We start from the raw sequence: 25,871 nt of genomic DNA on the forward strand, positions 1-25,871 counted from the left end.
CCAGCGGCGGGTCCTCTTGAGGAGAGCACTCACTTGAACGTGTACAAACACGTCGTCTATTGGCACGACACCGAAGAAGTCACCGCGCAGGCCCCGCTGCGGGACCGCGTCGACTGCGACATCTGCATTGTCGGCGGCGGATTCACAGGTCTCTGGACCGCCTACTTCCTCAAAGAGGCCGAGCCGGCACTCGACATCCGTATCGTGGAAGCGCACCACTCCGGCTACGGTGCCTCGGGCCGCGCCGACGGATTCGTCACCCCAACCATCGGCAAAGACATTCAAGCCTTGGTGAAGGAATTCGGGTCCCAGCGCGCGCTCGAGGCGTCGCAGGCCGTCGGCCGGTCGATCCTGGAGATCGGCAGGTTCACCCGTAAGAACCGCGTCGACGCCCAGTACGAGGCCAACGACTACCTGATGGTGGCCACCGACGACGCTCAGCTCAGGCGCCTGGAGCACGACCGCGCCCTCGCCGAGCGGATGGGCGCCGCCCAGGCCGGCATCCTCTCGCGCGAGGAGTCGCAGGCCCTGGTCGGCTCGCCCGCCGTGCTCGCCGCCCTGCGCACCGGCGGGGCGCTCGTGAACCCGTTCCGGCTCGCCCGCGGCATCGCCCGCGTGGTGCGTGAGAAGGGCGTCACGATCTACGACGACTCGCCGTGCCTGCAAGTGGTTCCGGGCGTGCGGCCGACCGTCGTGACCGCCGGGGGACGGATCACGGCCGACAAGGTCGTCCTCGCCACCAACGTCCACATGGACGCGTTCCCGCCCTTCCGCCGGAAGGTCATCCCCGTCTGGACGTACGCCATGGTGAGCGAACCGCTCACCGACGCGCAGCTCGGGCGCGTCAACTGGGAGGGCCGCGAAGGACTGGTCGAGGCCAAGTCGCTGCTGACGTGCACCCGGCTGACGCACGACAACCGCGTCATGTTCGCCGGCGGCCCCGCCCCGTACTTCTACGGCAGGGACAAGCGGCAGCGGAACATGAACCGGCCCGAGGCATACCGCGAGATCCACCGGGAGTTCCTGCGGTTCTTCCCGATGTGGCACGACGTGGAGTTCGGTTACGCGTACGGCGGGACCGCCGACGTCGTACGCGACTACGCCCCGCACTTCGGCACGCTCGGCGGCGGCAACATCGCCTACGGGTACGGCTACTGCGGCAACGGCATCGCGGCCACCCACACCGGCGGCAAGGTCCTGCGCGACCTCGTCCTGGGCAAGGACACGGACTACTCGCGGCTGCTCTTCGTGGACGACGACCGGCGCAAGCCGCCCGCCTCGTTCCCGCCCGACCCGTTCCTGTACGCCGGTGCCCGCGCCGTGACCCGCCTCATGGAGTGGAAGGACGCGCGCGCATGAGCGGCACCCGGAACGGCCGGGGCGGCCGCCCCACCGTCCTGCTGACCGGCGCGTCCGGAGTCGTCGGACGTTCCCTCCTGCGGGAGCCGGACGGCCCCCGGTTCGTCGTCGCCACCCACAGCACGCCGGTGCCCGTGGAGGGGGACTCCCGGGCGGTCCGCCTGGACCTGACCGCGGAGCGCTTCGGACTCGGCGCGGACGACTACGCGGCCCTGGCCGCCGAGGTCGACGTCGTCATCCACTCGGCGGGCCTGACCGAGTGGGGCCTGCCCGCCGAGGACTACCGGCCGATCAACATCGAGGGCACCCGGCGCGTCGCCGAGTTCGCCGGACGGGCCGGCGCCCCGGTCCACTTCATGAGCACGGCGTTCGTCGCGGCGCTCGCGGACACCGCTCCCGTGCCGCTCGGCCCGGACAACGTCTGCCGCAACTACATCGCCTCCAAGCGGGAGGCGGAGCGCGTCCTGCGCGACAGCGGGGTGCGGCACACGGTCTTCCGCCCCACCAACCTCATCGGCGACTCCGCCACCGGCTGGACCTCCCAGGGCCAGATCGTGCAGCTGATGTCGGACTGGCTGGGCCGCGGCCGGGCCCCGTTCGTCCCCGTCCACCCGGGCATCCGGATGGACTTCGTCCCGCAGGACCTGCTGTCCAAGGCGGTGCTCCGGGCCATCGAACTGGGCGACGACTCGGGCGAGTTCTGGGTGACGTACGGCCCCGAGGCGATGGACGTCGAGTCCTGCATGCGGGTCCTCGCCGAGCACGCCGCCGGCCGCGGGCGCGCGCTCACCCCGCCCCCGCTCGTGAACGCCGACGAGCTCGGCCCGGACGCCATCGCCGCCACCCCGCCGCGCGCCCGTGCCTACCTGTCCGTCCTGCGGGACGTCAGCGAGGTCACCCGGTGCAGCGGCGGCGTGCTGCCCACCTCCATGCCCGAGCTCCGCGAGCGCTACGGCGTACCCCGTGTGGACGACACGGCCGCCTACCTGACGAGCCTGGAGTACGCGGCGGAGCACCTCGGCTAGGTGTCCGCACCAACGGAAGGACAAGCTGTGAACGACGACTGGAAGACACCCGACCTCGACGGCACGGTGGCCGTGGTCACCGGTGCCAGCCGGGGCGTGGGCCGGGGCATCGCGCTCGCGCTCGGCGCGGCCGGCGCCACCGTGTACGTCACCGGCCGCAGCACCCGCGAGGGCACGCGCACCGAGGGCCTGCCCGGCACGGTGGACGACACCGCCGACGCGGTCACCGAGCGCGGCGGCAGGGGGATCGCCGTCCGCTGCGACCACGGGGACCCGGCGGACAACGAGGCGCTGGCCGCCCGGGTGCTGGACGGCCACGGAAAGCTGGACCTGCTCGTCAACAACGCCTGGGGCGGCTACGAACGCTCCTCGGAGGTCCGCTTCGACGCCCCGTTCTGGGACCAGCCGATGTGGCGCTACGAGCTGTTCGAGACCTCGCTGCGCGCGCAGTACGACGTCACCCGGAGGCTCGTCCCGCTGATGCTGCCGCAGCAGCGCGGCCTGGTCGTCGGGATCAGCTTCTCCGACGGCGACATCTACCTCGGACAGGTCGGCTACGACGTCTTCAAGACGGCCTCCGACCGCATGTGCCGGGGGTTCGCCGCCGACCTGCGCAAGAAGGGTGTCACGGCGCTGTCCCTGCACCCGGGGTTCGTCCGCACGGAACGGGTCGAGGCGGCGTGGGAGGCCATGGGCGAGGGACCCGCGTCGGTGGTGCACTCACCGGAGTACGTGGGGCGGGCGGTCGCCGCCCTGGTCGCGGACCCGGAGCTGAAGGAGCGTTCCGGCCAGGTCCTCAGCACCGGTGACCTGGCGGTCGAGTACGGCTTCGCCGACGTGGACGGACGGCGGCCGCCGGCGTTCCGCCTGGAGGGCCGGATGAGCCTGGCGACGCGGATGCACCGCCTGAACAAGATGGTCGGTTCGGCGGCGCAGCGGTAGGGCGGTGGGCCGCCGAACCCGTTTTGGCCCCGGCCCGGTCATTCCAGCAGCAGTCGGGAGGTACGCATGAGAGGGGGCCGTCCGCGCGCCGTGCCGCCCGGGAGCTTCAGGGCGACGGCCGCCCGGCAGCCGTCGGGCGCCGGTGCGTCGAGGAGGGCCCAGCCGGCGGGGCCGGGCGGCGCCCAGGGAGGGGCCAGGGCCGAGGCGAGTCCGACGTGATGCGCACCGACCCCGCCGGGCAGCCCGGTGCCGATGCCCTTGAGGAACGCCTCCTTGCGCACCCAGCAGCCGAGCAGCGCGTCCCCGCGCAGCGCGGGCGCCAGTGCGTCGACGGCGCGCCGCTCGTCCGGGTGGAGCCGCCGCGCCATCCGTTCGAGGCCGTCCCCCGCCGTGTCCGGCGCCTCGATGTCGGCTCCCACCGGGGTGGCGGCCAGCGCGTACAGCGCGAAGTCCCCGGCGTGCGAGAGGGAGAAGTGCAGCCCGGTGCGGCCGGCGACGGCGGGGCGCCCGTGCGGTTTCGCGCAGCCCGGCAGCCCGCAGCGTTCGCGGACCAGGGAGACGTCCTGCGGGGCGGTGCCGAGGCGGGTGCCGAGCAGGACGCGCAGGCCCACGTGGGAGGCGACGTAGCGGGCGCGGGCCGCCGGGTCCAGGAACCCGGCGGCCCGCGCGGTCTCTTCCGCGTCGAGGATTCCGGCCCGTGCGGCGGCGGTCGCGGCATGGTCGGGAATCCGCAGCGTCCACACGTCCACCACGGCGGGCGCGTTCCCCGGACCGTCCGGGGCGTGAGGCGTGGGGACGGCGTCGTCAAGCCGTGCGGGGCGTCCGGACGCGGTCCCGGACGGAAGGGACTCGGTCATGCGAGGCCGCTACGGCCTGTCGGCGCCGGGCTGCGGCGCGTCCGACCACTCGGCCGACAGCAGGGCGGCCTCCACCCGGGACCGGAGCCCGAGCTTGCGCGTGATGCTGGTGAGGTGGGCCTTCACCGTCCGCTCCGCGATGCCGAGCCGGCGGGCGAGTTCGCGGTTGCCCTCGCCGTCCGACAGCACGCTGAACACTTCGAGCTCCCGTGGCGTCAGGACCCGCAGCGCGGTCGACCGCTCCATCGCCGCCAGTCGGCCCCCGCCGGTTCCTATCCGTCCTTCGGCCCCTCCGTCGGCCTGAATCTTCTCCCCGTGCATGCGTTCTCCAACTCCTTGAGGAATTCGTCACCGCAAGGGGATCCGAGCATGCGTAATAGCCGCAACCGGTATTCCCCCTTCGACTCGACCGTGCATAAGGCGGCACCCGACCCGGGCGGTCGCCGCGATCACTCACGTCTCTTGCACTGTACCCCGCTGGTGAGACAGCCGACGGGGGCCCCGGGGCGCCGCGAGAGGAGTGGTTGCATGCTCAACCTACTTCGTCTGCAAGCATGTTGGCGGCGGCCGGCGGTGCCGTCCGGCCCCGCCGCGGCGCGGGAGCGCGGGCCCGCCGCGCGGCGCGGAGAAATTCTCTCCAAGGGTGCAGGAATGAAATCCCCGGCGAAATCAGGCCATTATTCGGCCGTTCCGCTCGTAGTCCGTCGCGGTCGCGCCGGCGTCGGATGGAGGCATGACGGAGCTTTCGATAAACGGAATTGACGGCTCCGTGCAGAAAGCCGTCGCATTCGGGGCCCGCCGGGAACCGGAACGCTTCCCGGCGGGCCCGCCCCACGCCGCAGACAGCCAGAGGTGATCCCATGTTCTCCCCTTCATCTGCTCCCGCAGGATTTCCCGGCACGGCCGGGTCCCGTATCGCCGCCGTCGCCGGTGTCCGCCCCGAACGCGTCGTCAGCAACGAGGAGCTGGGCGGCGGCCTGGGCGTCGCGGCCGAGTGGATCGAGCGCCGCGTCGGAGTCCGCGAGCGGCGCTTCGCCGGGCCGGAGGAGACCGTGACCGCCATGGCGGCCGGTGCCGCGGCCAAGGCCCTCTCCACGGCGGGCCTGACCCCCGCCGACATCGATCTCCTGGTCCTGGCCACCTGCTCCATGCCGTCGCCCATGCCGAGCGGCGCGGCGTCCGTCGCCGCGCTCATCGGCGCCCCGCACCTCGCGGCCTTCGACGTCAACGCCGCCTGCGCGGGCTTCTGTTACGCCCTCGGCGTCGCCGACGGCCTGATCCGTTCGGGTACCAGCCGCCGGGCCCTGGTGATCGGGGCCGAGCGGATGACCGACTGGGTGGACCCGGACGACGTGGACACCGCGACCGTCTTCGCCGACGGTGCCGGGGCGGCGGTCGTCGTGGCGTCGGAGCACCGCGGCATTCACCCCGTGGAGTGGGGCGGGGACGGCGACAAGGCCGGGCTGATCGCCATCCCGGACCGGCACGGCAGTGTGGGCATGCAGGGCCAGGCCGTGTACCGCTGGGTGACCACGGAGCTGGCGGCGGTCGCGGCGGCGGCCTGCGCGCGCGCCGGGATCGCACCCGCCGACCTGCGGGGCTTCGTGACGCACCAGGCGAACCTGCGCATGATCGAACGCCTGGCGAAGAGCCTCGGCGCCACGAACGCCGTGGTGGCCCGCGACATCGTGGAGACCGGCAACACCTCGGCGGCCTCCGTACCGCTGGCCCTGGCCCGGCTGATCGACCACGGCCAGGTCAGACCCGGCGACCCGGTCCTGCTGATGGGCTTCGGCGCCGGCCTCAGCTACGCGGCCCAGGTGATCGCCTGCCCGTGACGCGGGCGAACCGGGCGAGCGGGCGCACGCCGGGCGATTTTCGGCCAGACCGATCGGCGGCACCGGGAACACCGGGTCCGGTCGGTGCGGTTGCACCGACCGGGAGCGCGGTGCGTCAGCCGCGCCTCCGTACCGCATGCTCGATTCCGCTGGAGGACCGTGTGATGACCGACCGGCCGCTGACCCTCATGGCAGTGCACGCCCACCCCGACGACGAGGCCACCGGGACCGGGGGCGTGCTCGCCCGGTATGCGGCGGAAGGCTTCCGCACGGTGCTGGTGACCTGTACCGACGGCGGTTGCGGTGACGGACCGGGAGGGGCGAAGCCGGGCGATCCCGGCCACGACCCGGCCGCCGTCGCCGTGATGCGGCGCAGGGAGCTGGAGGCCAGTTGCGAGGTCCTGAAGATCAGCGATCTGGAGACGCTCGACTACGCCGACTCCGGGATGATGGGCTGGCCGGCCAACGACGCGCCGGACTCCTTCTGGGGGACGCCCGTGGCGGACGGCGCCGCGCGGCTCGCCGAACTGATGCGCCACTACCGCCCCGATGTGGTCGTGACCTATGACGAGAACGGCTTCTACGGCCACCCCGACCACATCCAGGCCAACCGCATCACGATGGCCGCCCTGGAGCTGACCGAGCTGACGCCGAAGGTCTACTGGACGACGGCACCGCGCTCGATGATGCAGCGCTTCGGGGAGATGATGCGCGAGTTCGGCGGCGAGGACCTGCCGGAGCCGGACCCCGAGGAGGCCGCCGCGATGGCGCGGATCGGCCTGCCCGACGACGAGATCACCACCTGGGTCGACACCGCCGCGTTCAGCGGCCAGAAGTTCGACGCCCTGGCCGCACACGCCAGCCAGGGCGAGAACATCTTCTTCCTCAAGATGGGCAAGGAGCGGTTCGGCGAGCTGATGGGCATGGAGACCTTCGTGCGCGTCCGGGACACCACCGGCGCCCCCCTCCCGGAGAACGACCTCTTCGCCGGACTGCGCTGACCCCCGGCCCTTCGGCCCGTCCTTCCGGATCACACCCGGCCCGGGTGTGATCCGGAAGGCGTGCTCAGTGCTCGCAGAGGGAGAACTCCCGCTCGAACAGCTGGTCGTTGTGCTCGTCCACGAAGAACTTGCGCTCCCGCATCAGCTCTTCGCGGTACGCCTTGGCCTCTTCGAGCGTCATGGTCGACGTCTCGGCCCAGGGCTGCTGCGGGGGCACGTCGGAGGTCGAGACGACCGACGCCGACGGGTCCACCAGGAAGAACGCCAGGATCTTGCGGTGCCCGGCGCGGCTCGGGTCCGCGAGGCGGAACGGACCGACGCGGTGCTGGAGGACATTGGGGAACGCCAGACAGCGGCCGGCCGGGGTCGAGGCGGAGCCCAGCACCTGGTTCAGCGCGCCCTCGTTCTCCAGGCCGTACACCTCCTGCACGCCGTCGTAGTCGCTCTGCTCGTACTCCGGCTCGTCGACCGCGGTCCGGAAGCCCAGCCGGCTCTCCGTGATGTTCTCGCTGTCCCAGTAGTAGATGCCGGTCGAGACGATCCGCTCGTTCAGCATCCCCTCGACGTGCCAGGAACCCCCTGCGTACTCGGGCTTCTCCGGCGTCAGACGGATGGTCGCCAGCTTGGTGATGACCTGGAGCCGGCGGCCGCGCAGACCGACCGGCGCGAAGTCCTCGCCCGGCTCGGGCGGGGTGAACTCCGGGGCGTCCGGGACGTCCGGACGACGGGTCTCGTACCAGTCGTCCTGGGCTTCCTCGTGCGCCTGGACCGCTCGCTCGTACGCCTCCTTGTCGCTGAAGTCCTCCTCGTCCGGGTACTCCGGCTCGGGCCCGTACCAGCCGAACGGGTCGGCCTCGATCCGCGGGGGCCGCGGGCGGCGCAGATCGGTGAGCACGTTCTCCCACAGCGGGAGCATCCGGGTGAACAGCTCCGGCAGGACGGCGGCCAGTTCCCGGTGGTCCTCGGGATGGACGTTGTTCACGTACGAACGGAAGGCGGCCACGCCGTCCGCGCTGACGTCGACGTCCGTGGGAAGCCACTGGAACCGCTCCGAGAACTCGTACTTCGAGTAGCGGTTCGTCGGGTTCTCCCAGGCCCGCTCAGGGCCGCCGCTCACGTCCCGTACCAGGCAGAACAGCGAAGGATGCACCAGGTCCAGCACCTGTCCGTCCGACCCCGGATGCCAGTCCTTCTCCTCCTCGGGGACCTCCTCCAGCACCCGGACGGCCTCGCGCAGCCGTGACCGGAGCGCCTCGTCGATCAGCGTGTCCGACTGCCAGACACCGTCGACGGCGGACACCTCGATGCCGGTACGGGCGTCCCGCAGCTGCGCGTAGTACGCGAGTTCGGCCAGCACATGGCGCACCTGCGCCTCGGTGAGGCCCTGGTCGACGGCCTCCCGCGTCCATGTGGCGGCTATGGCCGTGTCGTGCATCTTCTCGAACCACCCCGGCTTCGCCCGAAGGTGCGCGCTGCACGTGATCATCTCCAGCTCGCGCACGGTCCGGGGCTCGGCCGACGATCGGAGGCGGGCGCTGTGGAACGGCAGCGGAAAGGGGGACAGGCCAGTCAACTCTCTTGGTCCTTCCGGGTGGTGAGTGGTGGCCGGAAGACTACGGGAGCCCACTGACACCGCCCGGGCACGGGTCAGGGCCGGCGCAGGGCCAGGAGCGTCGCGTCGTCGGTGCAGTGGGGACCGTTCAGGCGGGCCACCAGCCGTTCGACGTAGTCCTGGAGCCCGTCGTGCCCGGGGCCCGGCGGGGTCTCCCGGAAACAGCGCTCGACCGCGTCGAGGAAGCGGAGCGTGTCCTTCTCGGGATCGGCCGGCCGGCGTTCGGTCAGCCCGTCCGAGTACATCAGGACGATGTCGCCCGTCTCCAGCGTCGTCTCGGTGGCGCTGTACGACGTCCCCGGCAGCACTCCCAGGGTGAGCCCGGGTCCTCCGGCCGGCGCGGGCAGCTGACCGGCGCGACCGTCCCGGAGCAGCACCGGGCGGGGATGCCCCGCGCAGGTCCAGCGGAGCAGGGTGCGCTCGGGGTGGTAGAGGGCGATGATCGCGGTGGCGGTGGACTCCCGGTCGTCCGCGCAGGCCACCTCGTTGAGCCACTGCGTCAGCCGCTCCACGGGCTCCGACGTGTACGCGAGCCCCGCGAGCGCGTAGCGGAGTTTGGCCATCAGGGTGACCGCTTCCAGGCCGTGCCCCCGGGCATCGCCCAGCGCGAGCAGCAGACGTCCGTCGGGCAGCCCGCGGGCCTTGTACCAGTCGCCGCCGACCCCGGCCCCGGGCGCGTCGGGGCGGTAGACGGCCGCCGCCTCCAGGCCGTAGCCGTCCAGCTCGTCCTGGAAGTGGGGCAGCACCGCGTCCCGCAGGACACCGGCCACCTCCGCGACGGCCTCGGCCCGCTCGTGCTCGCGGCGCGCGGCGCGCTCGGCCCGCTGTGCCGCCTCCCGCCTGCGCCGTTCCGTGGTGACGTCGATCAGGACGGCCCGAAGAGCCCACACCAGACCGCCGGACACGATGCGGACGGGCTCGGCGACCATGCGGATCACGCGCTCACTGTTGCGGAAGCGCAGTTCGCACTGGGTGACGCGCTTGCGCAGGAGCACGTCGTACAAGGTCTGGTACAGCGTGGTCAGACACTCCGGCGTGGTGGCGGCGGCCAGCTCGTACAGGCTGGGCACCGGGGTGTCGTCCGCCAGGCCGAGCACCTGGCGGAACCCCCGGGACGGCTGGATTCCGTCGTCGGCGAGATTCCACTCCGCCCAGCACGTGCGCACCAGCTGCTGGGCCGCGCCGGCCATGCTGAGCCGGCCGCCCGGTTCCCAGGTGAGCAGGAAGTGGTCGCCGCAGCGCGCGATCCGGACCTCCGCGTTGACCCGCACCGGCCCCGTGCGCGTGTTCACCAGCCATTCCACCGTGTCGCTGTGCTGCGGCACGCCCTGGCGGTGCGCGTCGGCCAGCATGCGCGGGATCGCGGTGCCGGCCAGGGAGGGGATGCGTTCGAACAGCGACACCGGTCCGGTCCACCGGGGCAGGGCCTCGCCGGGGAACCGGGAGGCCTCGTCGTCGCGGGCCGTGGCGTTGCGGGCGAGGAGGACGACGTCCCGGACCTCGCCGCCTTCGTCGAACTCCGGGGCCAGCAGCAGGGCCGCCACCGGGAGGGCGTCGAGCACCGCCTGACCGGAGGGCGGGGGAGCGGCGACGGCTTGCGGGGCCGGCGGCCCGGCGGCGGGTGCGGGGGCCCCGTAACGCTCGGCGTACCGGGTGACGCGCCGGCGCTGCGCGTCCAGGAGCGCCCGGATCGCCTGGAGTTCCAGACGTGCGCGTGCGCTGCCCGCGGGCGGGGGGACGTCCACGGGCATGTCGGGCCTCTCGACGCGGGTGTACGGGCGGCGCCGCAACAGCATCGGGCGGCGGGCCGCGGTTGTACGGGCGGCGCCGCAACAGCATCGGGCGGCGGGCCGCGGGTGTACGGGCGGCGCCGCAACAGCATCGGGCGGCGGGCCGCGGGCCGCCACTCGGTGTACGCCGGGTGGGCGTGCCCGGGCCCCCTGCCCGGCTCAGGCGGCGACGCCGAGCGGCCGGCTGTCCACGGAGTCCAGGAAGAGCACCACGGTGAGCAGTGCGCCGCTGGTCGCCGGGCAGATCCCGTACCGGGTCAGCTGCTCGTCCAGCTCGGCCAGGCGCCGCCGCCCCTCGGGCATTCCGGCGCCCCCGGCGGCCAGGACCGCGGCGGCGTCCTCCTGGACGATCCGCAGCGCCAGCGGCCCCTTGTCGCGTACGACGCGCTCGTCGTCCATCGCCGCCATCAGCGTCAGCAGCGCGTCGAGCTGCGCGGTCTCCTCCGTGAGACTCCGCGTCCGGGCCTCGCGCACGGCGGAGAGCGCCGCCTCGATGGCCGTCAGACCGCGCCACTTCGTGCGGCCCGACAGCAGCCGGTAACTTTCGTGGAAGTCGCCCGACGGCTCCACCCGCTCATCGAGGGCGAGGGCCCGCGCGCAGGCGTCCCTGGGGTCGACGGCGCCCTGTGCCCACGCGGTGGTGAGCAGGCACAGCGCGCGGGCCGCCACATCGAACCCGTTCAGGGACGCGGTGTGGGGCACGACCTCCTGGGCCGCGCGGCAGGCGGCGGCGAGCTGGGCGGTGTCCGCTCCGGCGCCGCCGGCCGCGCGCAGCGGCCCGTGGAGCCGTACCCCGACGTTCACGAGCGAGGAGAACACCGAGTTGGCGGGGGTCTGTGCGGTGCGGCAGTCCGGCAGTCCCGGCTTGGGCGTGAGGAACACCTCGCGGGTGAAGGCCGCGACGGCGAGGTCGGCGAGGCCGTCTGCGTCGAGCCGGGGCAGGTGCTGAGAGGACATGCGTATCGCTTCCACTGGGCGGTGCGGGGCGGACGGACCCGGCACGGGGCCGGGCTCACAGGGTGATGCCCGTGCCCCGGCGGGAGAACCGGGACGAAGGGCCATAAGAGGCACATAAGTGATCGATTCCGGCTGGCGCTGCCGCCGGCCCCGCGCACCTCCCGCCCCCCGCCCCCGGTGGCGGCCCCGCACCGCTCAGTGGCGGGCCGGTGTCAGCCCGTGGCGCAGGAGACCGTGGGCCAGGTCCAGGTGCCGTTGGTCTGGATCGTCAGGCCCCAGTTGTTGCCGCTGCCGTTGGGCCTCGCGGTCAGTACCTGGGCGCTGGGGTAGGAGGCGCTGATGTTCCAGGTGGTGAGGACCCGTTCCGGGGAGGGGAGGCGCAGGGTCACCGTCCAGTTGGACGAGCCCGTGACGGCGACGTTGAGGTTGTAGCGGTCGCCCCAGCTCTGGCCGGCGGACAGGGTCGCCGTGCAGCTGCCGGTGTTCCCGCCGCCGTCGCCTCCGCCGCTGCTGCCGTCGGGTGCGACGGCCCGCCCGGTCTGCGGCGAGATCATGCCGGAGCACAGGCCCCGGGAGGCGAGCGACTGGGCGATGCGCGGGATGGCGGCCAGGGTGTTGGCTGGCCACTCGTGCATCAGGATGATCTGGCCGCTGGAGAGGCGTGAAACGGCCTGGACGATCGCGTCGGTGCTCGCCCCGTTCCAGTCCTGCGAGTCGACGTCCCAGATGACCTCGGTGAGCCCGTACTTGGCCTCGACGGCTTTGAGCGTGGCGTTGGTCTCCCCGTACGGCGGCCGGAACAGCTTCGGCGTGCCGCCGCCGGCGTTCGCGATGGCCTGCTGGGTCCGGGAGAGCTCCGAGTCGATCTGGGCCTGGCTCTGCTGGGTGAGGTGGGGGTGGGTGTAGCTGTGGTTGCCGACCCACATGCCCGCGTCGACCTGGGCCTTCACCTGCGCCGGGTACGAGGCGGCGAACTGGCCCTCGTTGAACATGGTGGCCCGCAGGCCGTTCTGCTTGAGGGCGTTGAGCAGGGCGGGGGTGTGGTCGTTGGACGGGCCGTCGTCGAACGTCAGGCCCACGTAGCCGTTGCAGGCGGCGGCCTGGGCCGGGGCGGCGGCCGTGGCGGTCAGGCCCAGGGAACTCGCCGCGGCGAGTACGAGCCCCGCCGCCAGGGCGGCCGGGCGGCGGTGGAATCGGAGACGCATGAGGGGGTCCTCCAGGTGAGGGGAGTTCCGGCCGCACGGGCGGTGCGGCCGGGCCTGAGCACGGAGTTTTTGGGCCACTTCCGTGGCTGTCAATGGTTTCGGCAATCATTTCGAAAGCTTCGGTCTCGTACGGTGTCCGTCCGGACCGAAACAGCGCATGTCAGGGGCATGCGTGGCTGCGAGCCGGTACACCGCGATGGCGCGCGGGGCCGATGCGGCGTCGAGGCGGAGGCCTGGGCGGCGAAACTTTCGGGCCTCATGAAGTCTCGACCCGCCACCGTATTGACAGTGCGCCGTCAACTCGCTGTCATACATGGGAGCGCTCCCACCACTTTCCCCGCCCCGAGGAGGCGCACATGACCATCCACCCCCGCCGCTTACTGCGCAGACCCTGGACCGCGGCCGGCTCCGCCGTCGCGCTGGCCCTGTCGCTCTTCGTGGCCATGCCCGCCGGTGGACCGGCCGCGGCGGCGGAGTCCGCGCCCGGGTGCCAGGTCGACTACACGGCCAACGAGTGGACCGGCGGCTACACCGCCGAGGTCCGCGTCACCAACGAGGGCCCGGCGCTCAGCGACTGGCGGCTGACCTGGACGTACACCGGCGACCAGCACGTCACCTCCGGCTGGAACGCCACCGTCACGCAGACCGGCCACGCCGTGACCGCCGTCAGCACGGCCTGGAACGGGGCGGTGGCCGAAGGCGGCACCGTCTCCTTCGGGGTGCAGGGGACCTCGCAGTCGGGCGGCCCCGCGCCCACCGACTTCGCCCTCAACGGCGTCTCCTGCGGCGGCGACGGCACCACGCCCCCCACCACGCCGCCTCCCACGACACCGCCCCCCACCACGCCGCCCTCCGCCGAGTGCGGTGACGCCGTCGTCTGCGACGACTTCGAGGACCAGGCCGGCCCGGCCCCCGCCGGCGACTGGCGCTTCACCGCGCCCGACTGCCAGGGCACCGGTACGGCCGCCGTGGACACGGAGACCGCGCACAGCGGCACGCGTTCGCTGAGGCTCGACGGGAAGGCCGGCTACTGCAACCACGCCTTCGTCGCCTCCACCGCCGACCTGTCGGCGGTCGGTCCCGTGCTGTACGTCCGCATGTGGGTGCGGCACACCACGGCGCTCCCGGCGGCGCACGTCGCCTTCGTGTCGATGCCGGACAGCTCCCAGGGCGGCAAGGCCCTGCGGATCGGCGGGCAGAACGGGGCGCTCCAGTGGAACCGGGAGATCGACGACGCCACGCTCCCGGCGCAGAGCCCGACCGGGGTGGGCCTGAGCAGGCCCCTGCCGACGGGCAGCTGGCAGTGCCTGCGGTTCGCGGTCGACACCTCGGCCCCGGGGCTCGACACCTGGCTGGGCGACGAGCAGGTGCCCGGCCTGCACGCCGACGGCGTACCCACGCGTGACGTGGACGACCAGTGGCTCTCGCGGACCACTCCGCCCCGGCCCACCGCCCTGCGGCTGGGCTGGGAGAGCTACGGGGTCGGCGACGACACCCTGTGGTTCGACGACGTGGCCGTGGGCTCCGAGCCGATCGGCTGCTGACGGGCGGACGCGTACCGGCCGTGGCGGGCCGGTACGCCGTTCACCCCGTGCCGAGGTGGTCGCTCAGTGTGCCGATCGCGGCGGCGGCCTCCAGGACGTGCGGGACGGCCCGGTCGGCGAGTGCGGGGTCGGAGGTCACCACGTTGATCGCGGCCCGGACGGGCCAGCCCGGCAGCGGGGCCGCGATGCCGTGGGCGCCGATGTTGACCTCGCTGTGGGTGATGACGTAGCCGGTCTCGCGGATCGCCTGCACACGGGGCGGTTCGGCGGCGCGCGGCGGGCCGGAGGCCAGGGCGGCCAGGCCGCCGGAACCGTGGTCCAGGGGGTCCCGGCTGCCCTTGCGGTACCAGAACAGGGGGCCGTCCGTCGGCGGCTCGGCCACCACCGTGGTGACGGCGGCGGTGCCGACCGCCTCGACCAGACTGGCGGTGGCGTCCAGGCGGCGGGCGAGGCGGTGCAGGACGGGCTCCGTGACGGACCGCAGGCTCGGGCCGGTGCCGCCGAGGAGCCCGGTCACGGCCGGCCCCACGGTGTACCGGCCGCTGTCGTCGCGCGCGGCGAACCCCGTCCGGTGGAGCGAGACGAGCAGCCGGTGCGCGATGGAGCGGTGGAACCCCGTCGCGGCCGACACCTGGCTGGTCGTCAGCCCCTCCGGGTGGCGGCTCAGTTCGACCAGCAGGGCGAGTCCGCGCTCCAGGGTCTGCGAGCCGCCGCTCTCGGGGTCGTTCGGCGGTGTCATTCCACCTCTTCGGGGAGCGGCCGGATGGTGGGGAGGATCTTGCCACGGACCTCGCCCAGGCCGATGCGCCCCCGTGCGCCCGGCGCCGAGTAGCGCAGGACGACCTCGTCGCCGTCCTGGAGGAACGTGCGCTCCTCGCCGCCCGCCGTCCAAGTCTCCTTGCCGCCCCAGGACAGTTCGAGGAACGAGCCGCGCTGGTGCTTCCCGGGGCCGGAGATGGTGCCCGACGCGTAGAAGTCGCCGACCCGCAGCGAGGCGCCGTTGACCGTGAGATGGGCCAGCATCTGCGCGGGCGACCAGTACATGGACGCGTACGGCGGACGCGCCACCACCGTGCCGTTGACCTCCACCTCCACCTCGATGTCGTAGCCCGACGGGCCGTCCTCGCGCAGGTACGGCAGTACGGCGGGGCTCTGGCCGGGCAGCTCGGTGCGGGCGTGCTCCAGCGCGGCGAGCGGGGTCACCCAGGCGCCGATGCTGGTGGCGAAGGACTTGCCCAGGTTGGGGCCCAGCGGGACGTACTCCCAGGCCTGGATGTCGCGCGAGGACCAGTCGTTGACCCCGGTGACGCCGAACACGGTCTCGGCGAACTCGGAGGTGGCCACGCGCTGCCCGAGCGGGACCGCGCGGCCGACGACGAAGCCGAGTTCGGCCTCGATGTCCAGGCGCAGGGACGGGCCGAAGACGGGCGCCGGGTCGGTGGGCGCCTTGCGCTGTCCGGCGGGGCGGTGCACGGGGGTGCCCGAGACGACGATGGAGCCCGCGCGGCCGTGGTACGCGACCGGCAGGTGGCGCCAGTTGGGCATCAGGGCGTCGCCGTCGGGCCGGAAGATGCGGCCGACGTTGGTGGCGTGGTCCACGGAGGCGTAGTAGTCGACGTAGTCGCCGACCTCGAACGGCAGGTGCAGCGTGACATCGGTCAGCGGCACCAGGCGGACGCGGTCGCGGTGCGCGGTGTCGGTGAGCAGACCGGTCACCCAGGCCCGGACCTCCGCCCACACGGTCGCGCCCGCGGCCATCAGCGGGTTGAGCGCGGGCGCGTCGAGCAGCGGCGCCCAGTCGGGGCGCAGGCCGGTGGCGGCGGCACCCAGGTCCAGGACCCGGTCGCCGATGCGGACGCCGATGCGCGGGGCGGTGTCCGCGGTGGAGAAGACGGCGTACGGGAGGTTGTCGACGTCGTACGCGCTGCCGGCCGCGGTCTCGACCCAGGTGACGGGGTGGATGGTCATGCGTGGCGCCCTTCGGTGACGGGTGATCAGGTGGTGGCGGGGCCGAGCAGGCCCAGGCCGGTCAGGTCCTCCAGCGGTTCGCGCACACTGCACGACCCGTACGAGACGAACGCCTCCCGCGCGGCGGCGGCCTCGGCGGCCGGGAGCGCGGTCACGGCACGGGCCAGCGCCTCCGGATCGCGCTCGGCGAGGGCCGCGCGAACCTCGGGCAGGGGCGCTCCGGCGCGGGCCCGTGCCGTCGCCAGGAGCACGTTGAGGTAGCCGTGGTGCTCGAACCCGGTGGCGGCGGCGGTGTGCCGGACCGCGTGGTGCAGCCCGGCCGTGCACTTGAAGGCGGCGCCGGCGGCGACGGCCCCGTGGACCCACGCCGCCACCTCGTCCTCGGACGGGAACGCCGCCGCCTCGGTCCCGCCGGTGCGGAACTTCAGCCGGAAGCCGTGGCGTACCACCAGTGCGAGAGCCCGCTCCCACTCCGGCGTACCGGGGCGCGGTACCTCGACGTACGCCGCCCCGGGGAAGCGCAGCGCGGCCAGCTCCTCGGTCTGGGGCCCGAGCGGCCGGGCGGGGTCCGGCTTGAACTCCACGGCCGCCGGCACGAGCCGGCCGGTTTCCGCGAAGGCGGCCGGGACCGCCGGGAGCGCGGCCGGCCCGGCCACCACGCTCACCCGCAGCCCGCCGGGGAACAGCCGGGGCTCGGCCAGCCCGGCCAGTTCGCCGAGGCGGTCGGCGCCGATCACGAAGGGGCCCACGAGCTCGGCGTACCCGGACGCGAGGTGCCCGGCGTGCTCGGCGACGGCGCGCGGCAGCGGAGCCAGGCCGGGCGGGAAGACCGCGGCGTCGTCCACGAGGTGACGGAAGGCGAGAGGGAAGGACACGCGCGACACCCTAGCCGAGGTACCTCGGAATGCGGACGGAGAGCGTTCTGATATCGGTCACCGTCTTCATCCTGGCGCCCGACGGAGGCGGTTGCAGTCCCACCAGGGACGGTGACCCGCCCGCACGTGTCACCCGCTTTGCCCACCCCCACCACCCTGCGGCTAGTTTGTGTCCAGCACAGACGGGCGGTCCGTGACGGCACGGGCGCACGGGGACGAGAGGTCGGGAAGAGTGTCGCTGCGCGCAGGCGATCCAGCCGAGATCGGCGGTTATCCGCTGGAGGCGCGGCTCGGCTCAGGTGGCATGGGCACGGTCTTCCTGGCCCGTACGAGCTCCGGCCGGCCCGTCGCGATCAAGCTCATCCACCAGCAGTTCGCCGGCGACAGCGAATTCCGCATCCGCTTCCGCCAGGAGGTCGCCGCGGCGCGCCGGGTCAGCGGCGCCTTCACCGCCGCCGTGGTGGACGCCGCGCCCGAGGCCGAGCAGCCCTGGATGGCGACCACCTACATCGAGGGCCCCACGCTCGCCGAGCGCATCGCCGCCGAGGGCCCGCTGAACGGGCCGGCACTGCGCAGCCTGGCCATCGGGCTGGCCGAGGCGCTGCGCGACATCCACCGCGTCGGGGTCGTCCACCGCGACCTGAAGCCGTCGAACGTCGTGCTGTCCCCCGAAGGGCCGCGCGTCATCGACTTCGGCATCTCGCGCGCCGCCGACCAGCAGACCCTGACGATGACCGGACGCGTCATCGGCACCCCGCCCTTCATGTCCCCGGAACAGCTCCAGGCGCCGCGCGGCGTCGGACCCCGCTCGGACGTCTTCTCACTGGCGACCCTCCTGGTGTACGCGGCCACCGGCCGCGGCCCCTTCGACGCGGACAGCCCGTACCTCACGGCCTACCAGGTGGTGCACGAGGAGCCGTCGCTCGACGCGGTGCCGGAGGCGCTGCGCGCCGTCGTCGAACCGTGCCTGGTCAAGGAACCCGAGGGCCGGCCCTCGGCCGACGAACTCCTGGAACTGCTACGGGACCTGCCCGCCGACCCCGGCGGCGCGGCGGTGGCCGGGCGTGCCACCGGCCGCACCCGGGACGTGGCCACCCAGCACCACCTCGCCACGCGCGACACCCCGGCGCCGAACGCCCCCGCCCCGGAGGAGACCGCTGCCCCCGGCGGACGCGGGCTGCGCGGACGCTGGCGGCCGGTCCTCGCGGCGGCGGTCGCCGTTGCGGCCATCGGCGGGGGAGTGGCCGTCCTCCAGGCGGGCGGCTTCGGTGAGGAGTCGGACGAGGGCAAGGCCCGCACGGTCGCCGCGCCCGCCGGCACCCTGCCCGACGGCTTCACGCCCTGGCGCGTGACCGTGCCGGGCGGCCGCGAGGACATCCCGGACGAACTGCGGTGCGTCGCCCGCGCCGACGCCGTGTTCTGCGGGGGCGGCGGGGTCCTCGCCGCCCGCATCGACGTCCGGGACGGCTCACGCGCCTGGACGGCGAAGAGCCCCGGCGTGCCCGTCCAGGGCATGCACCTGGTGGGCGCCACCGACGACACCGTGCTCGGCTACCGGATCGCGGCCCAGGACGACCCGCGGGGCACCTCCGACGAGGTGGTCGCCCTCGACGCCGACAGCGGCAGGGAGCTGTGGTCCACGCCCTCGGGCGCCCAGTCGACGGCCGTCACCGGCCGGACCCGGGACGCGGTGGTGCTCGGCACCGACGTGATCACCGTCGACGCCGCGGACACCGCCCTGGAGGCCCGCGACGCGCGCACCGGAGACCTCGCCTGGACGGCGCCGTTCCCCGCCGGCTCCCGGTGCGCCCCCGTGCCCGTGGGCGCCCGGCTGCTCGCGATGTGCGCGACCGACGCCGAACTCGACGCCTCGGCGGTGCGCCACCCGGCCCTGTACCCCCTCGACCCGGACTCCGGCACCTGGGGCGAGGCCGTCGCGGTCGACGGACCCGCCGTGCCGGTGGGCGTCGCCGGCGGCCGGCTCGTCCTGCTCAGGGAACACCTGGAGGGCCCGGCGCTCACCGGGTACGACGCGGTGGTCCGGGTCGACCCGGCCTCCGGGAAGGTCACGGACGCCCCGCTGCCCACCACGTACGCGGGCACGCCCGGCATGGCGGACGGCACCGTGTACGTGAGCGGGCAGACCGGCCGCGTCACCGCGTTCGACCCCGCCACGGGCCGTGCGAAGTGGTCCCGGCAGACCAGCGTGGAGGGCGCGTCGGGCCCCGCGGCCGGGGACGGCGCCCTGTTCTTCAGCTCCGCCACCGGCCGGGTGGTCGCCCTCTCCCCGTCCGACGGCACGGTGCTGTGGGCGACGGACCCGAGGGCCGACGGCCTGACCGGCCAGGAGGGCGCGAGCCCCCGCGTGACCGTCGCCGGACGCGTCGTGGTCGTGGCGGCGGCCCGGAACACCCTCTTCGCCTTCGACGCCGGCCACCCGCCGCCCTCGGGCTGATCCGGCTCCGGCCCACGCGCTCCGCTTACAGTGGCCCGCATGAATCGCTGGACCGAACTGACCGGAGACACCTCGGGCGAGGACTACGCCGCCCGTTTCGCCGCCCTCGCCCGCAGCGGCAAGGACATGCACGGCGAGGCGCGGTTCTGCGCCGCGCTGGTGCCCGCCGGGGCGCGGGTGCTGGACGCCGGCTGCGGCACCGGCCGGGTCGCGATCCGGCTCGCGGAGCTCGGGTACGACTGCACCGGGGTGGACGTCGACGCCTCGATGCTGGCCGTCGCGCGCAAGCAGGCGCCCGGACTGCCCTGGTACCGGGCCGACCTCGCCGCGTTCGACCCGGCTGCGCTCTCCGTGGAACCGGGGTTCGACCTCGTCGTCGCCGCGGGCAACGTGATGGCGCTGGTCGCCCCCGGTACCGAGGCCACCGTCGTCGCCCGCCTGGCCGGGGCCCTGCGCCCGGGCGGCCTGCTGGTCGCCGGGTTCGGCCTGGACGAGGCCCACCTCCCCGTACCGCCCGGCCTCACGCTCGACGAGTACGACGCCCACTGCGCCGCCGCGGGGCTCACCCCCGTCGACCGCTTCGCCACCTGGGACGCGGCCCCGTACGACGGCGGCGGCTACGCGGTCAGCGTCCACCGGCGGCGGAACGGTGCTTGAGGGCTGTCGCGGGTTCGTATTGACTTGGACTGGGTCCATCGTAGGATCGGTTCCGGCCGAAGCCAGGGCAGGACGCCCCTCCGGGCGAGACCGGCCAGGCCACCCGCCCGCACCTTCTCAGAGCACCGAGATCCGCCCCGTCCGGAAGGAATTCCATGACTGAGAACCACGACGCGATCGTCACCGACCCCAAGTCGGAGGAGGCCGGCGGCTGCCCCGTCGCGCACGGTCGCGCGCCGCACCCCACCCAGGGCGGCGGCAACCGCCAGTGGTGGCCGGAGCGGCTCAACGTGCGGATTCTCGCCAAGAACCCCGCCGTGGCCAACCCGCTCGGCGAGGACTTCGACTACGCCGCGGCCTTCAACGCGCTCGACCTGCCCGCCGTCAAGCGGGACATCGCCGAGGTGCTGACCACCTCGCAGGACTGGTGGCCCGCCGACTTCGGCAACTACGGCCCCTTCATGGTCCGGATGGCCTGGCACAGCGCCGGCACGTACCGCATCAGCGACGGCCGCGGCGGCGCCGGCTCCGGCCAGCAGCGCTTCGCCCCCCTCAACAGCTGGCCGGACAACGCGAGCCTCGACAAGGCGCGCCGCCTGCTGTGGCCGGTCAAGAAGAAGTACGGCAAGAACCTCTCCTGGGCCGACCTGCTCGTCCTCACCGGCAACGTCGCCCTGGAGACCATGGGCTTCAAGACCTTCGGCTTCGGCGGCGGCCGCGTTGACGCCTGGGAGCCCGACGAGGACGTCTACTGGGGCCCCGAGACCACCTGGCTCGGCGACGAGCGCTACACCGGCGACCGGGAGCTGGAGAACCCGCTCGGCGCCGTGCAGATGGGCCTCATCTACGTCAACCCGGAGGGCCCCAACGGCAACCCGGACCCGATCGCCGCGGCCCGCGACATCCGCGAGACGTTCCGCCGCATGGCGATGAACGACGAGGAGACCGTCGCCCTGATCGCCGGCGGCCACACCTTCGGCAAGACGCACGGCGCCGGTCCCGCCGACGCCGTCGGCCCCGACCCCGAGGCGGCCCCGATGGAGCGCCAGGGCCTCGGCTGGGAGAGCTCGCACGGCACCGGCAAGGGCGGCGACACCATCACCAGCGGCCTCGAAGGCATCTGGACGGACACCCCCACCACCTGGGACAACAGCTTCTTCAACATCCTCTTCGGCTACGAGTGGGAGTTGTTCAAGAGCCCGGCCGGCGCCCACCAGTGGCGCCCGAAGGACGGCGCGGGCGCGGGCACCGTGCCCGACGCGCACGACCCGTCGAAGAGCCACGCCCCGACCATGCTCACCACCGACCTGTCGCTGCGCTTCGACCCGGCGTACGAGCAGATCTCGCGGCGCTTCCACGAGAACCCGCAGGAGTTCGCCGACGCCTTCGCCCGCGCCTGGTTCAAGCTGACCCACCGCGACATGGGACCGGTCGTCCGCTACCTCGGCCCCGAGGTCCCGCAGGAGACCCTGATCTGGCAGGACCCGCTGCCCGAGCGCACCCACGAGCTGATCGACGCCGCCGACGTCGCGGCGCTCAAGGAGAAGGTCCTCGCCTCCGGCCTGTCCGTCTCCGAGCTGGTCTCCACCGCCTGGGCCTCGGCCTCGTCCTTCCGGGGCAGCGACAAGCGGGGCGGCGCCAACGGCGCGCGCATCCGCCTCGAACCGCAGAACGGCTGGGAGGTCAACGACCCGGACCGCCTCGCGGGCGTCCTGCGTACGCTCCAGTCCGTCCAGGAGTCCTTCAACGCCGAGCAGCAGGGCGGCAAGCAGGTCTCCCTCGCCGACCTGATCGTCCTCGCGGGCGCCGCCGGGGTCGAGAAGGCGGCCAAGGACGCCGGTACGGACATCGAGGTGCCGTTCACCCCGGGCCGGGTCGACGCCTCGCAGGACCAGACCGACGTGGAGTCCTTCGTCGAGCTGGAGCCGGTCGCCGACGGCTTCCGCAACTTCCTGGGCAAGGGCAACCGGCTGCCCGCCGAGTACCTGCTGCTCGACCGGGCGAACCTGCTGAACCTGAGTGCGCCCGAGATGACGGTCCTCGTCGGCGGGCTGCGCGTCCTGGGCGCCAACCACCAGCAGACCTCGCACGGTGTGCTCACCGACGCCCCGGGCACGCTGACCAACGACTTCTTCGTCAACCTGCTCGACATGGGCACGACGTGGAAGTCGACGGCCGACGACCAGAGCGCCTTCGAGGGCCGGGACGCCGTCACCGGTGAGGTCCGCTGGACCGGTACCCGTGCCGACCTGGTCTTCGGCTCGAACTCCGAACTGCGCGCCGTCGCCGAGGTCTACGCGAGCGACGACGCCAAGGAGAAGTTCGTGCGCGACTTCGTCGCCGCCTGGGACAAGGTCATGAACCTGGACCGGTTCGACCTCGTCTGATCCGATGACGCCGCAAGGGCCGGCCCCCGAGGAGGGGGACCGGCCCTTGCCGTCGTCCGGATGCCGTCAGGCGGTGGCCACCGCGAAGACGTGGATGATCCCGCCGTCCGTGGTGCCCGGCAGCGTCACGGACGCGAGCCGCTTCCCGGCCTGGAGCGCGATGGGCGCGGTCGTGAAGACCTCGGTGCCCACCGGGTCCTTTCCGCCGCCCTGCACATCGCGGTACTCGGTGTGCACCGCCACCGTGTTCCCGTACGACGGCTGCTGCGAGCCGCCGCCCAGCGTCCAGTCGCTGAAGCCGATCTCGGCCCGCTGCGTGGTGCCGTCGGTGTACGTGAGCGTCACCGTGCCCGACGCCTTGCCCTCGGCGGCGCTGCCGAGGAACGCCAGCTCCGTGTCACCCTCGTCCGAGGCGACGTCCAGCACCTGGGGGGTCGTCCCGGTCACCTCGATGTTGTCCGGGTCACCGGCCTTCACCTTCGGCCAGCTGAAGTCGAAGCCGCCCGAGGAGACCGTGGCGCCCGGCTCCGCACCGGCCGCCGCCAGCGCCTGGGCCGAGTAACTCCAGCCCTCACCGTCGAAGTTGGCCTGTGGGTTCTCGTCGTCCGCCGAGATCCCGGTGCTGTTGCGGTTCCACAGCAGACCGTTCTTCTCGGCGACCGTCACCGCCGCCGACGTCTTCGGCAGGTCCGCACCCGACGAGGACGTGAGCGTCACCGGGACCGTGTAGTAGCCCTCGGCGGTGTCCTTCCCCGCCGCCACGGTGAGCTTGGCCTGCGCCGCGCCGCTCGCCGGGACCGTGAAGTCGCCCTCGGACGGGCTCACGGTGACCCCGTCCGGCGCGTCCGCCGTCCAGTGCACGGTGGTGGCCTTCGTCTCCAGGCTCTGCACCTTGACCACGGTCTGCGCGCCCTCGCCGCCCGGTTCGACCTTCAGCTGGTCGGGGGAGGCCCCGGTGAAGTACTTCAGCCCGCCGCCGGGGAAGGACGGCGGCGCGTCGGCCGGTGCGCTGCCCCAGGAGGTGTCGGGCTCGGTGCCGAGCGTGAAGTCCAGCCGCCCGCCGTGCTCCACGAGCGAGTCACCGACCCACGCCTTCGTGGACGTGCGGCCGTTCACCTTCAGCCCGTGGATGTACGTGTGGTCCGCCGACGCGGCCGGTGCCTCGATGGTGATCCGCTTGCCGTGCCCCGTGTGCACGACCGCGTGCGGGAACAGCGGCGCGGTCAGCGTCAGATCGGCGCGGCTCGGGTTCTGCGGGTACACGCCGAGCGCCGAGAAGACGTACCAGGACGACATGGTCCCCGCGTCGTCGTTCCCCGGAATCCCGCCGGGACCGTCGGTCCACAGCTGGTCCAGCTCGGCGCGGACCGTCTCCTGCGTCTTGTACGGGGCGCCGAAGTAGTTGTACAGGTAGGGCGCGTTGATGTCGGGCTCGTTCGTCGGGTCGTAGCGCGTGGCGTCCTTCGCCGAGAAGTCGAACTTCCCGTCGGGCGTGCGGAAGAACGCGTCCAGCCGCTCCGTGGCGCGCTCGTTGCCGCCCATCGCACCGGCGAGACCGGCCACGTCGGAGTAGACCATCCAGGTGTACCGGGCGCTGGTGCCCTCCACGAACCCGGCGCCGGTGCCGGGGGTGAAGGTGCCCGCCCAGCTGCCGTCGGACTTCCGGTCGCGTATGTACCCGCCGTGCTCGGTGGCGTTGGCGTCGAACACGTTCGTCCAGTTGCCCGACCGGTCCAGGAACATCTTGGCGTCGCCCTTGTGGCCCAGCCGCCGGGACAGCTCCGACAGACCGTAGTCGGCCGCCGCGTCCTCCAGCGTCTCGGCCGCCCCGCCCCAGCAGTGGCAGTTGTCCGCCGGTACGTACCCGAGCTCCAGGTACTTGTCCAGCGCGGGGCGCTGGCCCACGCACTCGACGTTGCAGCCGGCGCTGTCGGAGTCGTTGGCGGTCGGCACGGTCGCCGCCTTCACCAGCGACTTCAGCGCGCCCTCGACGTCGAAGTCACGGCCGCCGAAGGCGTAGATCCCGGCGAGCGCCGCGTCGGACGGGTCGCCCGACATCACGCTCGTCTTGCCGTTCTCCAGCAGCCAGCGGTCCCACTCGCCGTCCCGCTGGTTCGCGTAGTTGAACAGGGACTGCGCGTAGTCGCTGCCCGCCCTCGGGTTGAGCAGCGCCATCAGCTGCACCTGCGCCCGGTACTGGTCCCAGCCCGAGAAGGTGCCGTACTGCTCCTTCTGCCCCTTGGCGAGCCGGTGCGGCTTGCGGTCGGCGCCGAGGTAGCGGCCGTCCACGTCGCTGGTCAGGGTCGGCTCCAGCATGGAGTGGTACAGCGCGGTGTAGAACGCGGTGCGCTGCGTGTCGGTGCCGCCGCCGATCTCGACGGCCTTCAGCGCCTTGTTCCAGTTGGCCGCCGCCCGCCGCTTCACCGAGTCGAAGCTCCGGCCGGGCCCGTTCTCCTTGCGGAGGTTGGCCTCGGCGTTCGCGGCGCTCACGTACGAGACGGCGACCCTGACGCGCGCCTCGGTGGTGCCGTCCGCGAAGGTGACGTACCCGCCGGAGCCCTTGCCCTCGACCGCGTTGCCGGACGAGCTGTAGCCCGTGCCGCCGGAGGCGGAGGTGGAGCCGGGGGTGAGCGTGCCGTCCTTCCAGGTGCCGACCTTCGCGAAGGGCTGGTCGAAGTGGGCGGTGAAGTACAGCGTGTAGAGGTCCTTGCGGTTGTTCGCGCTCTGCGGTCCGCAGAAGTTGCCGGCCGTGACCGAACCCGTCACCGTCCGCGCGGCCTTGTCGATCCGCACGGTGGCGTCGGTGCTGCCGGTCTCCGAGTTGGAGGTGCGGAAGAGCAGGCTGGCGGGCTTGTCCGCCGGGAAGCCGAACTTCCCCGACCCCGTCCTGGCGGTCGTGGTCAGCGCCGCCGAAGCACCGCCGGCCAGGCCGACCCGGTAGTACCCGGGGGTGGCCGTCTCGTCGTCGTGCGAGAAGTCGCTCGCGTACTTCGCGTCCTTGGTGTCCGAGGTGGGGGAGGAGTCCACGTCTCCCACGTACGGCATGATCGGGATGTCGCCGTTCGCGCCCGAGCAGCCCACACCGTTGAGGTGGGTGAGGCTGAAGCCGCGGATCTTCTTCGCGTCGTACTGGTAGCCGCCGGGAGCGGGCGTCGAGACCTGCTTGCCCCTCGAATTCTGCGGGCTCCACGCCAGCATGCCGAACGGCTGCACGGCGCCCGGGTAGGTGTTGCCCGCGTTGGACGTGCCGATGAGGGGATCGACGTACGACACCGGGTTCTTCACGAGGTCCCTGCCCGGCGCGGCCGAAGCGGGGGCGGTGGCGACCGCGAGCCCCGCGACGGCCATCGCGGCGGCCGTGACGGAGCCCACGGCCCGGATCGCGGTGTGCGTACGACG

General features: G+C 73.1%; 19 protein-coding genes. 9 read left to right on the forward strand and 10 right to left on the reverse strand.

Features of this window, described 5'->3' with window-relative positions:
* Positions 1–39: 39 nt before the first annotated feature.
* Genes ACFUJY_RS31205 through ACFUJY_RS31215 form a run of 3 tightly spaced genes read left to right on the forward strand, consistent with a single transcriptional unit; the run spans position 40 to position 3,326 of the window.
* A complete protein-coding gene (locus ACFUJY_RS31205; RefSeq protein WP_383305861.1) occupies positions 40–1,359 on the forward strand; it encodes an NAD(P)/FAD-dependent oxidoreductase in 1,320 nt (439 codons plus the stop codon).
* Entirely contained in the window at positions 1,356–2,384 is a 1,029-nt protein-coding gene (locus ACFUJY_RS31210; RefSeq protein ID WP_383305781.1) for an SDR family oxidoreductase, read from the forward strand. The genes ACFUJY_RS31205 and ACFUJY_RS31210 overlap by 4 nt, the downstream gene beginning before the upstream one ends.
* Positions 2,385–2,411: 27 nt before the next feature.
* Positions 2,412–3,326: an SDR family NAD(P)-dependent oxidoreductase gene (locus ACFUJY_RS31215; RefSeq protein ID WP_383305783.1), complete on the forward strand. Its 915-nt coding sequence runs from the start codon at positions 2,412–2,414 to the stop codon at positions 3,324–3,326.
* Positions 3,327–3,364: 38 nt separating this feature from the next.
* On the opposite strand, the gene ACFUJY_RS31220 is transcribed toward ACFUJY_RS31215, so the two are convergent.
* The gene (locus ACFUJY_RS31220; protein ID WP_383305785.1) at positions 3,365–4,183 is read right to left on the reverse strand and encodes a 4'-phosphopantetheinyl transferase family protein; all 819 of its coding nucleotides are present in this window, start codon (positions 4,181–4,183) and stop codon (positions 3,365–3,367) included.
* A gap of 9 nt (positions 4,184–4,192) precedes the next feature.
* On the reverse strand, positions 4,193–4,504 hold the full coding sequence (locus tag ACFUJY_RS31225; protein WP_383305787.1) for a LuxR C-terminal-related transcriptional regulator: 312 nt from the start codon (positions 4,502–4,504) through the stop codon (positions 4,193–4,195).
* Positions 4,505–5,043: 539 nt separating this feature from the next.
* Here ACFUJY_RS31225 and ACFUJY_RS31230 point away from each other — a divergent pair.
* Together ACFUJY_RS31230 and ACFUJY_RS31235 are read left to right on the forward strand one after the other, a co-directional pair.
* Entirely contained in the window at positions 5,044–6,021 is a 978-nt protein-coding gene (locus ACFUJY_RS31230) for a beta-ketoacyl-ACP synthase 3 (RefSeq protein ID WP_383305789.1), read from the forward strand.
* A gap of 164 nt (positions 6,022–6,185) precedes the next feature.
* Positions 6,186–7,022 (forward strand): PIG-L family deacetylase, encoded by an 837-nt coding sequence (locus ACFUJY_RS31235; RefSeq protein ID WP_383305791.1) that lies wholly within the window; start codon positions 6,186–6,188, stop codon positions 7,020–7,022.
* Between the two features lie 64 nt (positions 7,023–7,086).
* Here ACFUJY_RS31235 and ACFUJY_RS31240 read toward each other — a convergent pair whose 3' ends face one another.
* From ACFUJY_RS31240 to ACFUJY_RS31255, 4 genes are all read right to left on the reverse strand, one after another.
* On the reverse strand, positions 7,087–8,655 hold the full coding sequence (locus ACFUJY_RS31240; protein WP_383305793.1) for a DUF4246 domain-containing protein: 1,569 nt from the start codon (positions 8,653–8,655) through the stop codon (positions 7,087–7,089).
* Between the two features lie 14 nt (positions 8,656–8,669).
* The gene (locus tag ACFUJY_RS31245) at positions 8,670–10,385 is read right to left on the reverse strand and encodes a PP2C family protein-serine/threonine phosphatase (RefSeq protein WP_383305795.1); all 1,716 of its coding nucleotides are present in this window, start codon (positions 10,383–10,385) and stop codon (positions 8,670–8,672) included.
* Between the two features lie 198 nt (positions 10,386–10,583).
* Positions 10,584–11,381 carry a triphosphoribosyl-dephospho-CoA synthase gene (locus ACFUJY_RS31250; protein ID WP_383305796.1) on the reverse strand — a complete coding sequence of 266 codons (798 nt, stop codon included), beginning with the start codon at positions 11,379–11,381 and terminating at the stop codon, positions 10,584–10,586.
* A gap of 212 nt (positions 11,382–11,593) precedes the next feature.
* Positions 11,594–12,586 (reverse strand): polysaccharide deacetylase family protein, encoded by a 993-nt coding sequence (locus tag ACFUJY_RS31255; protein WP_383305798.1) that lies wholly within the window; start codon positions 12,584–12,586, stop codon positions 11,594–11,596.
* A 356-nt stretch (positions 12,587–12,942) separates the two neighbouring features.
* On the opposite strand from ACFUJY_RS31255, the gene ACFUJY_RS31260 reads away from it, so the two are divergent.
* Positions 12,943–14,130, forward strand: a complete 1,188-nt coding sequence (locus ACFUJY_RS31260) for a cellulose-binding domain-containing protein (RefSeq protein WP_383305800.1) — start codon at positions 12,943–12,945, stop codon at positions 14,128–14,130.
* 40 nt (positions 14,131–14,170) lie between these two features.
* Here the strand turns inward: ACFUJY_RS31260 and ACFUJY_RS31265 are convergent, their stop codons facing one another.
* The 3 genes from ACFUJY_RS31265 to ACFUJY_RS31275 are packed head-to-tail and all read right to left on the reverse strand — an operon-like array spanning position 14,171 to position 16,973.
* Positions 14,171–14,869: an IclR family transcriptional regulator gene (locus tag ACFUJY_RS31265; protein WP_383305802.1), complete on the reverse strand. Its 699-nt coding sequence runs from the start codon at positions 14,867–14,869 to the stop codon at positions 14,171–14,173.
* Complete coding sequence (fahA, locus tag ACFUJY_RS31270) at positions 14,866–16,098, reverse strand: fumarylacetoacetase (protein ID WP_383305804.1); 1,233 nt, start codon at positions 16,096–16,098, stop codon at positions 14,866–14,868. Before fahA ends, ACFUJY_RS31265 begins: the two co-directional genes overlap by 4 nt.
* A 26-nt stretch (positions 16,099–16,124) precedes the next feature.
* Positions 16,125–16,973, reverse strand: a complete 849-nt coding sequence (locus ACFUJY_RS31275) for a hypothetical protein (RefSeq protein ID WP_383305806.1) — start codon at positions 16,971–16,973, stop codon at positions 16,125–16,127.
* A 232-nt stretch (positions 16,974–17,205) separates the two neighbouring features.
* On the opposite strand from ACFUJY_RS31275, the gene ACFUJY_RS31280 reads away from it, so the two are divergent.
* The 3 genes from ACFUJY_RS31280 to katG all read left to right on the forward strand — a co-directional run bounded on the left by ACFUJY_RS31280 (position 17,206) and on the right by katG (position 22,472).
* Complete coding sequence (locus ACFUJY_RS31280) at positions 17,206–19,428, forward strand: serine/threonine-protein kinase (RefSeq protein WP_383305808.1); 2,223 nt, start codon at positions 17,206–17,208, stop codon at positions 19,426–19,428.
* A 39-nt stretch (positions 19,429–19,467) separates the two neighbouring features.
* The gene (locus ACFUJY_RS31285; RefSeq protein ID WP_383305810.1) at positions 19,468–20,085 is read left to right on the forward strand and encodes a class I SAM-dependent methyltransferase; all 618 of its coding nucleotides are present in this window, start codon (positions 19,468–19,470) and stop codon (positions 20,083–20,085) included.
* A gap of 155 nt (positions 20,086–20,240) precedes the next feature.
* The gene (gene katG / locus ACFUJY_RS31290) at positions 20,241–22,472 is read left to right on the forward strand and encodes a catalase/peroxidase HPI (RefSeq protein WP_383305812.1); all 2,232 of its coding nucleotides are present in this window, start codon (positions 20,241–20,243) and stop codon (positions 22,470–22,472) included.
* Positions 22,473–22,538: 66 nt separating this feature from the next.
* Here the strand turns inward: katG and ACFUJY_RS31295 are convergent, their stop codons facing one another.
* On the reverse strand, positions 22,539–25,844 hold the full coding sequence (locus ACFUJY_RS31295; RefSeq protein ID WP_383305864.1) for a GH92 family glycosyl hydrolase: 3,306 nt from the start codon (positions 25,842–25,844) through the stop codon (positions 22,539–22,541).
* Between the last annotated feature and the right edge of the window lie 27 nt (positions 25,845–25,871).

This window comes from Streptomyces sp. NPDC057249 (assembly GCF_042669245.1).
GTDB lineage: Bacteria > Actinomycetota > Actinomycetes > Streptomycetales > Streptomycetaceae > Streptomyces.

Bases quoted from the DNA above. Each gene is read 5' to 3' on its own strand.
- ACFUJY_RS31260 (WP_383305800.1), top strand. From the start codon at position 12,943: ATGACCATCCACCCCCGCCGCTTACTGCGCAGACCCTGGACCGCGGCC.
- ACFUJY_RS31250 (WP_383305796.1), bottom strand. From the start codon at position 11,381: ATGTCCTCTCAGCACCTGCCCCGGCTCGACGCAGACGGCCTCGCCGAC.
- ACFUJY_RS31210 (WP_383305781.1), top strand. From the start codon at position 1,356: ATGAGCGGCACCCGGAACGGCCGGGGCGGCCGCCCCACCGTCCTGCTG.
- ACFUJY_RS31265 (WP_383305802.1), bottom strand. From the start codon at position 14,869: ATGACACCGCCGAACGACCCCGAGAGCGGCGGCTCGCAGACCCTGGAG.
- fahA (WP_383305804.1), bottom strand. From the start codon at position 16,098: ATGACCATCCACCCCGTCACCTGGGTCGAGACCGCGGCCGGCAGCGCG.
- ACFUJY_RS31235 (WP_383305791.1), top strand. From the start codon at position 6,186: ATGACCGACCGGCCGCTGACCCTCATGGCAGTGCACGCCCACCCCGAC.
- ACFUJY_RS31220 (WP_383305785.1), bottom strand. From the start codon at position 4,183: ATGACCGAGTCCCTTCCGTCCGGGACCGCGTCCGGACGCCCCGCACGG.
- ACFUJY_RS31225 (WP_383305787.1), bottom strand. From the start codon at position 4,504: ATGCACGGGGAGAAGATTCAGGCCGACGGAGGGGCCGAAGGACGGATA.
- ACFUJY_RS31255 (WP_383305798.1), bottom strand. From the start codon at position 12,586: ATGCGTCTCCGATTCCACCGCCGCCCGGCCGCCCTGGCGGCGGGGCTC.
- katG (WP_383305812.1), top strand. From the start codon at position 20,241: ATGACTGAGAACCACGACGCGATCGTCACCGACCCCAAGTCGGAGGAG.
- ACFUJY_RS31245 (WP_383305795.1), bottom strand. From the start codon at position 10,385: ATGCCCGTGGACGTCCCCCCGCCCGCGGGCAGCGCACGCGCACGTCTG.
- ACFUJY_RS31230 (WP_383305789.1), top strand. From the start codon at position 5,044: ATGTTCTCCCCTTCATCTGCTCCCGCAGGATTTCCCGGCACGGCCGGG.
- ACFUJY_RS31285 (WP_383305810.1), top strand. From the start codon at position 19,468: ATGAATCGCTGGACCGAACTGACCGGAGACACCTCGGGCGAGGACTAC.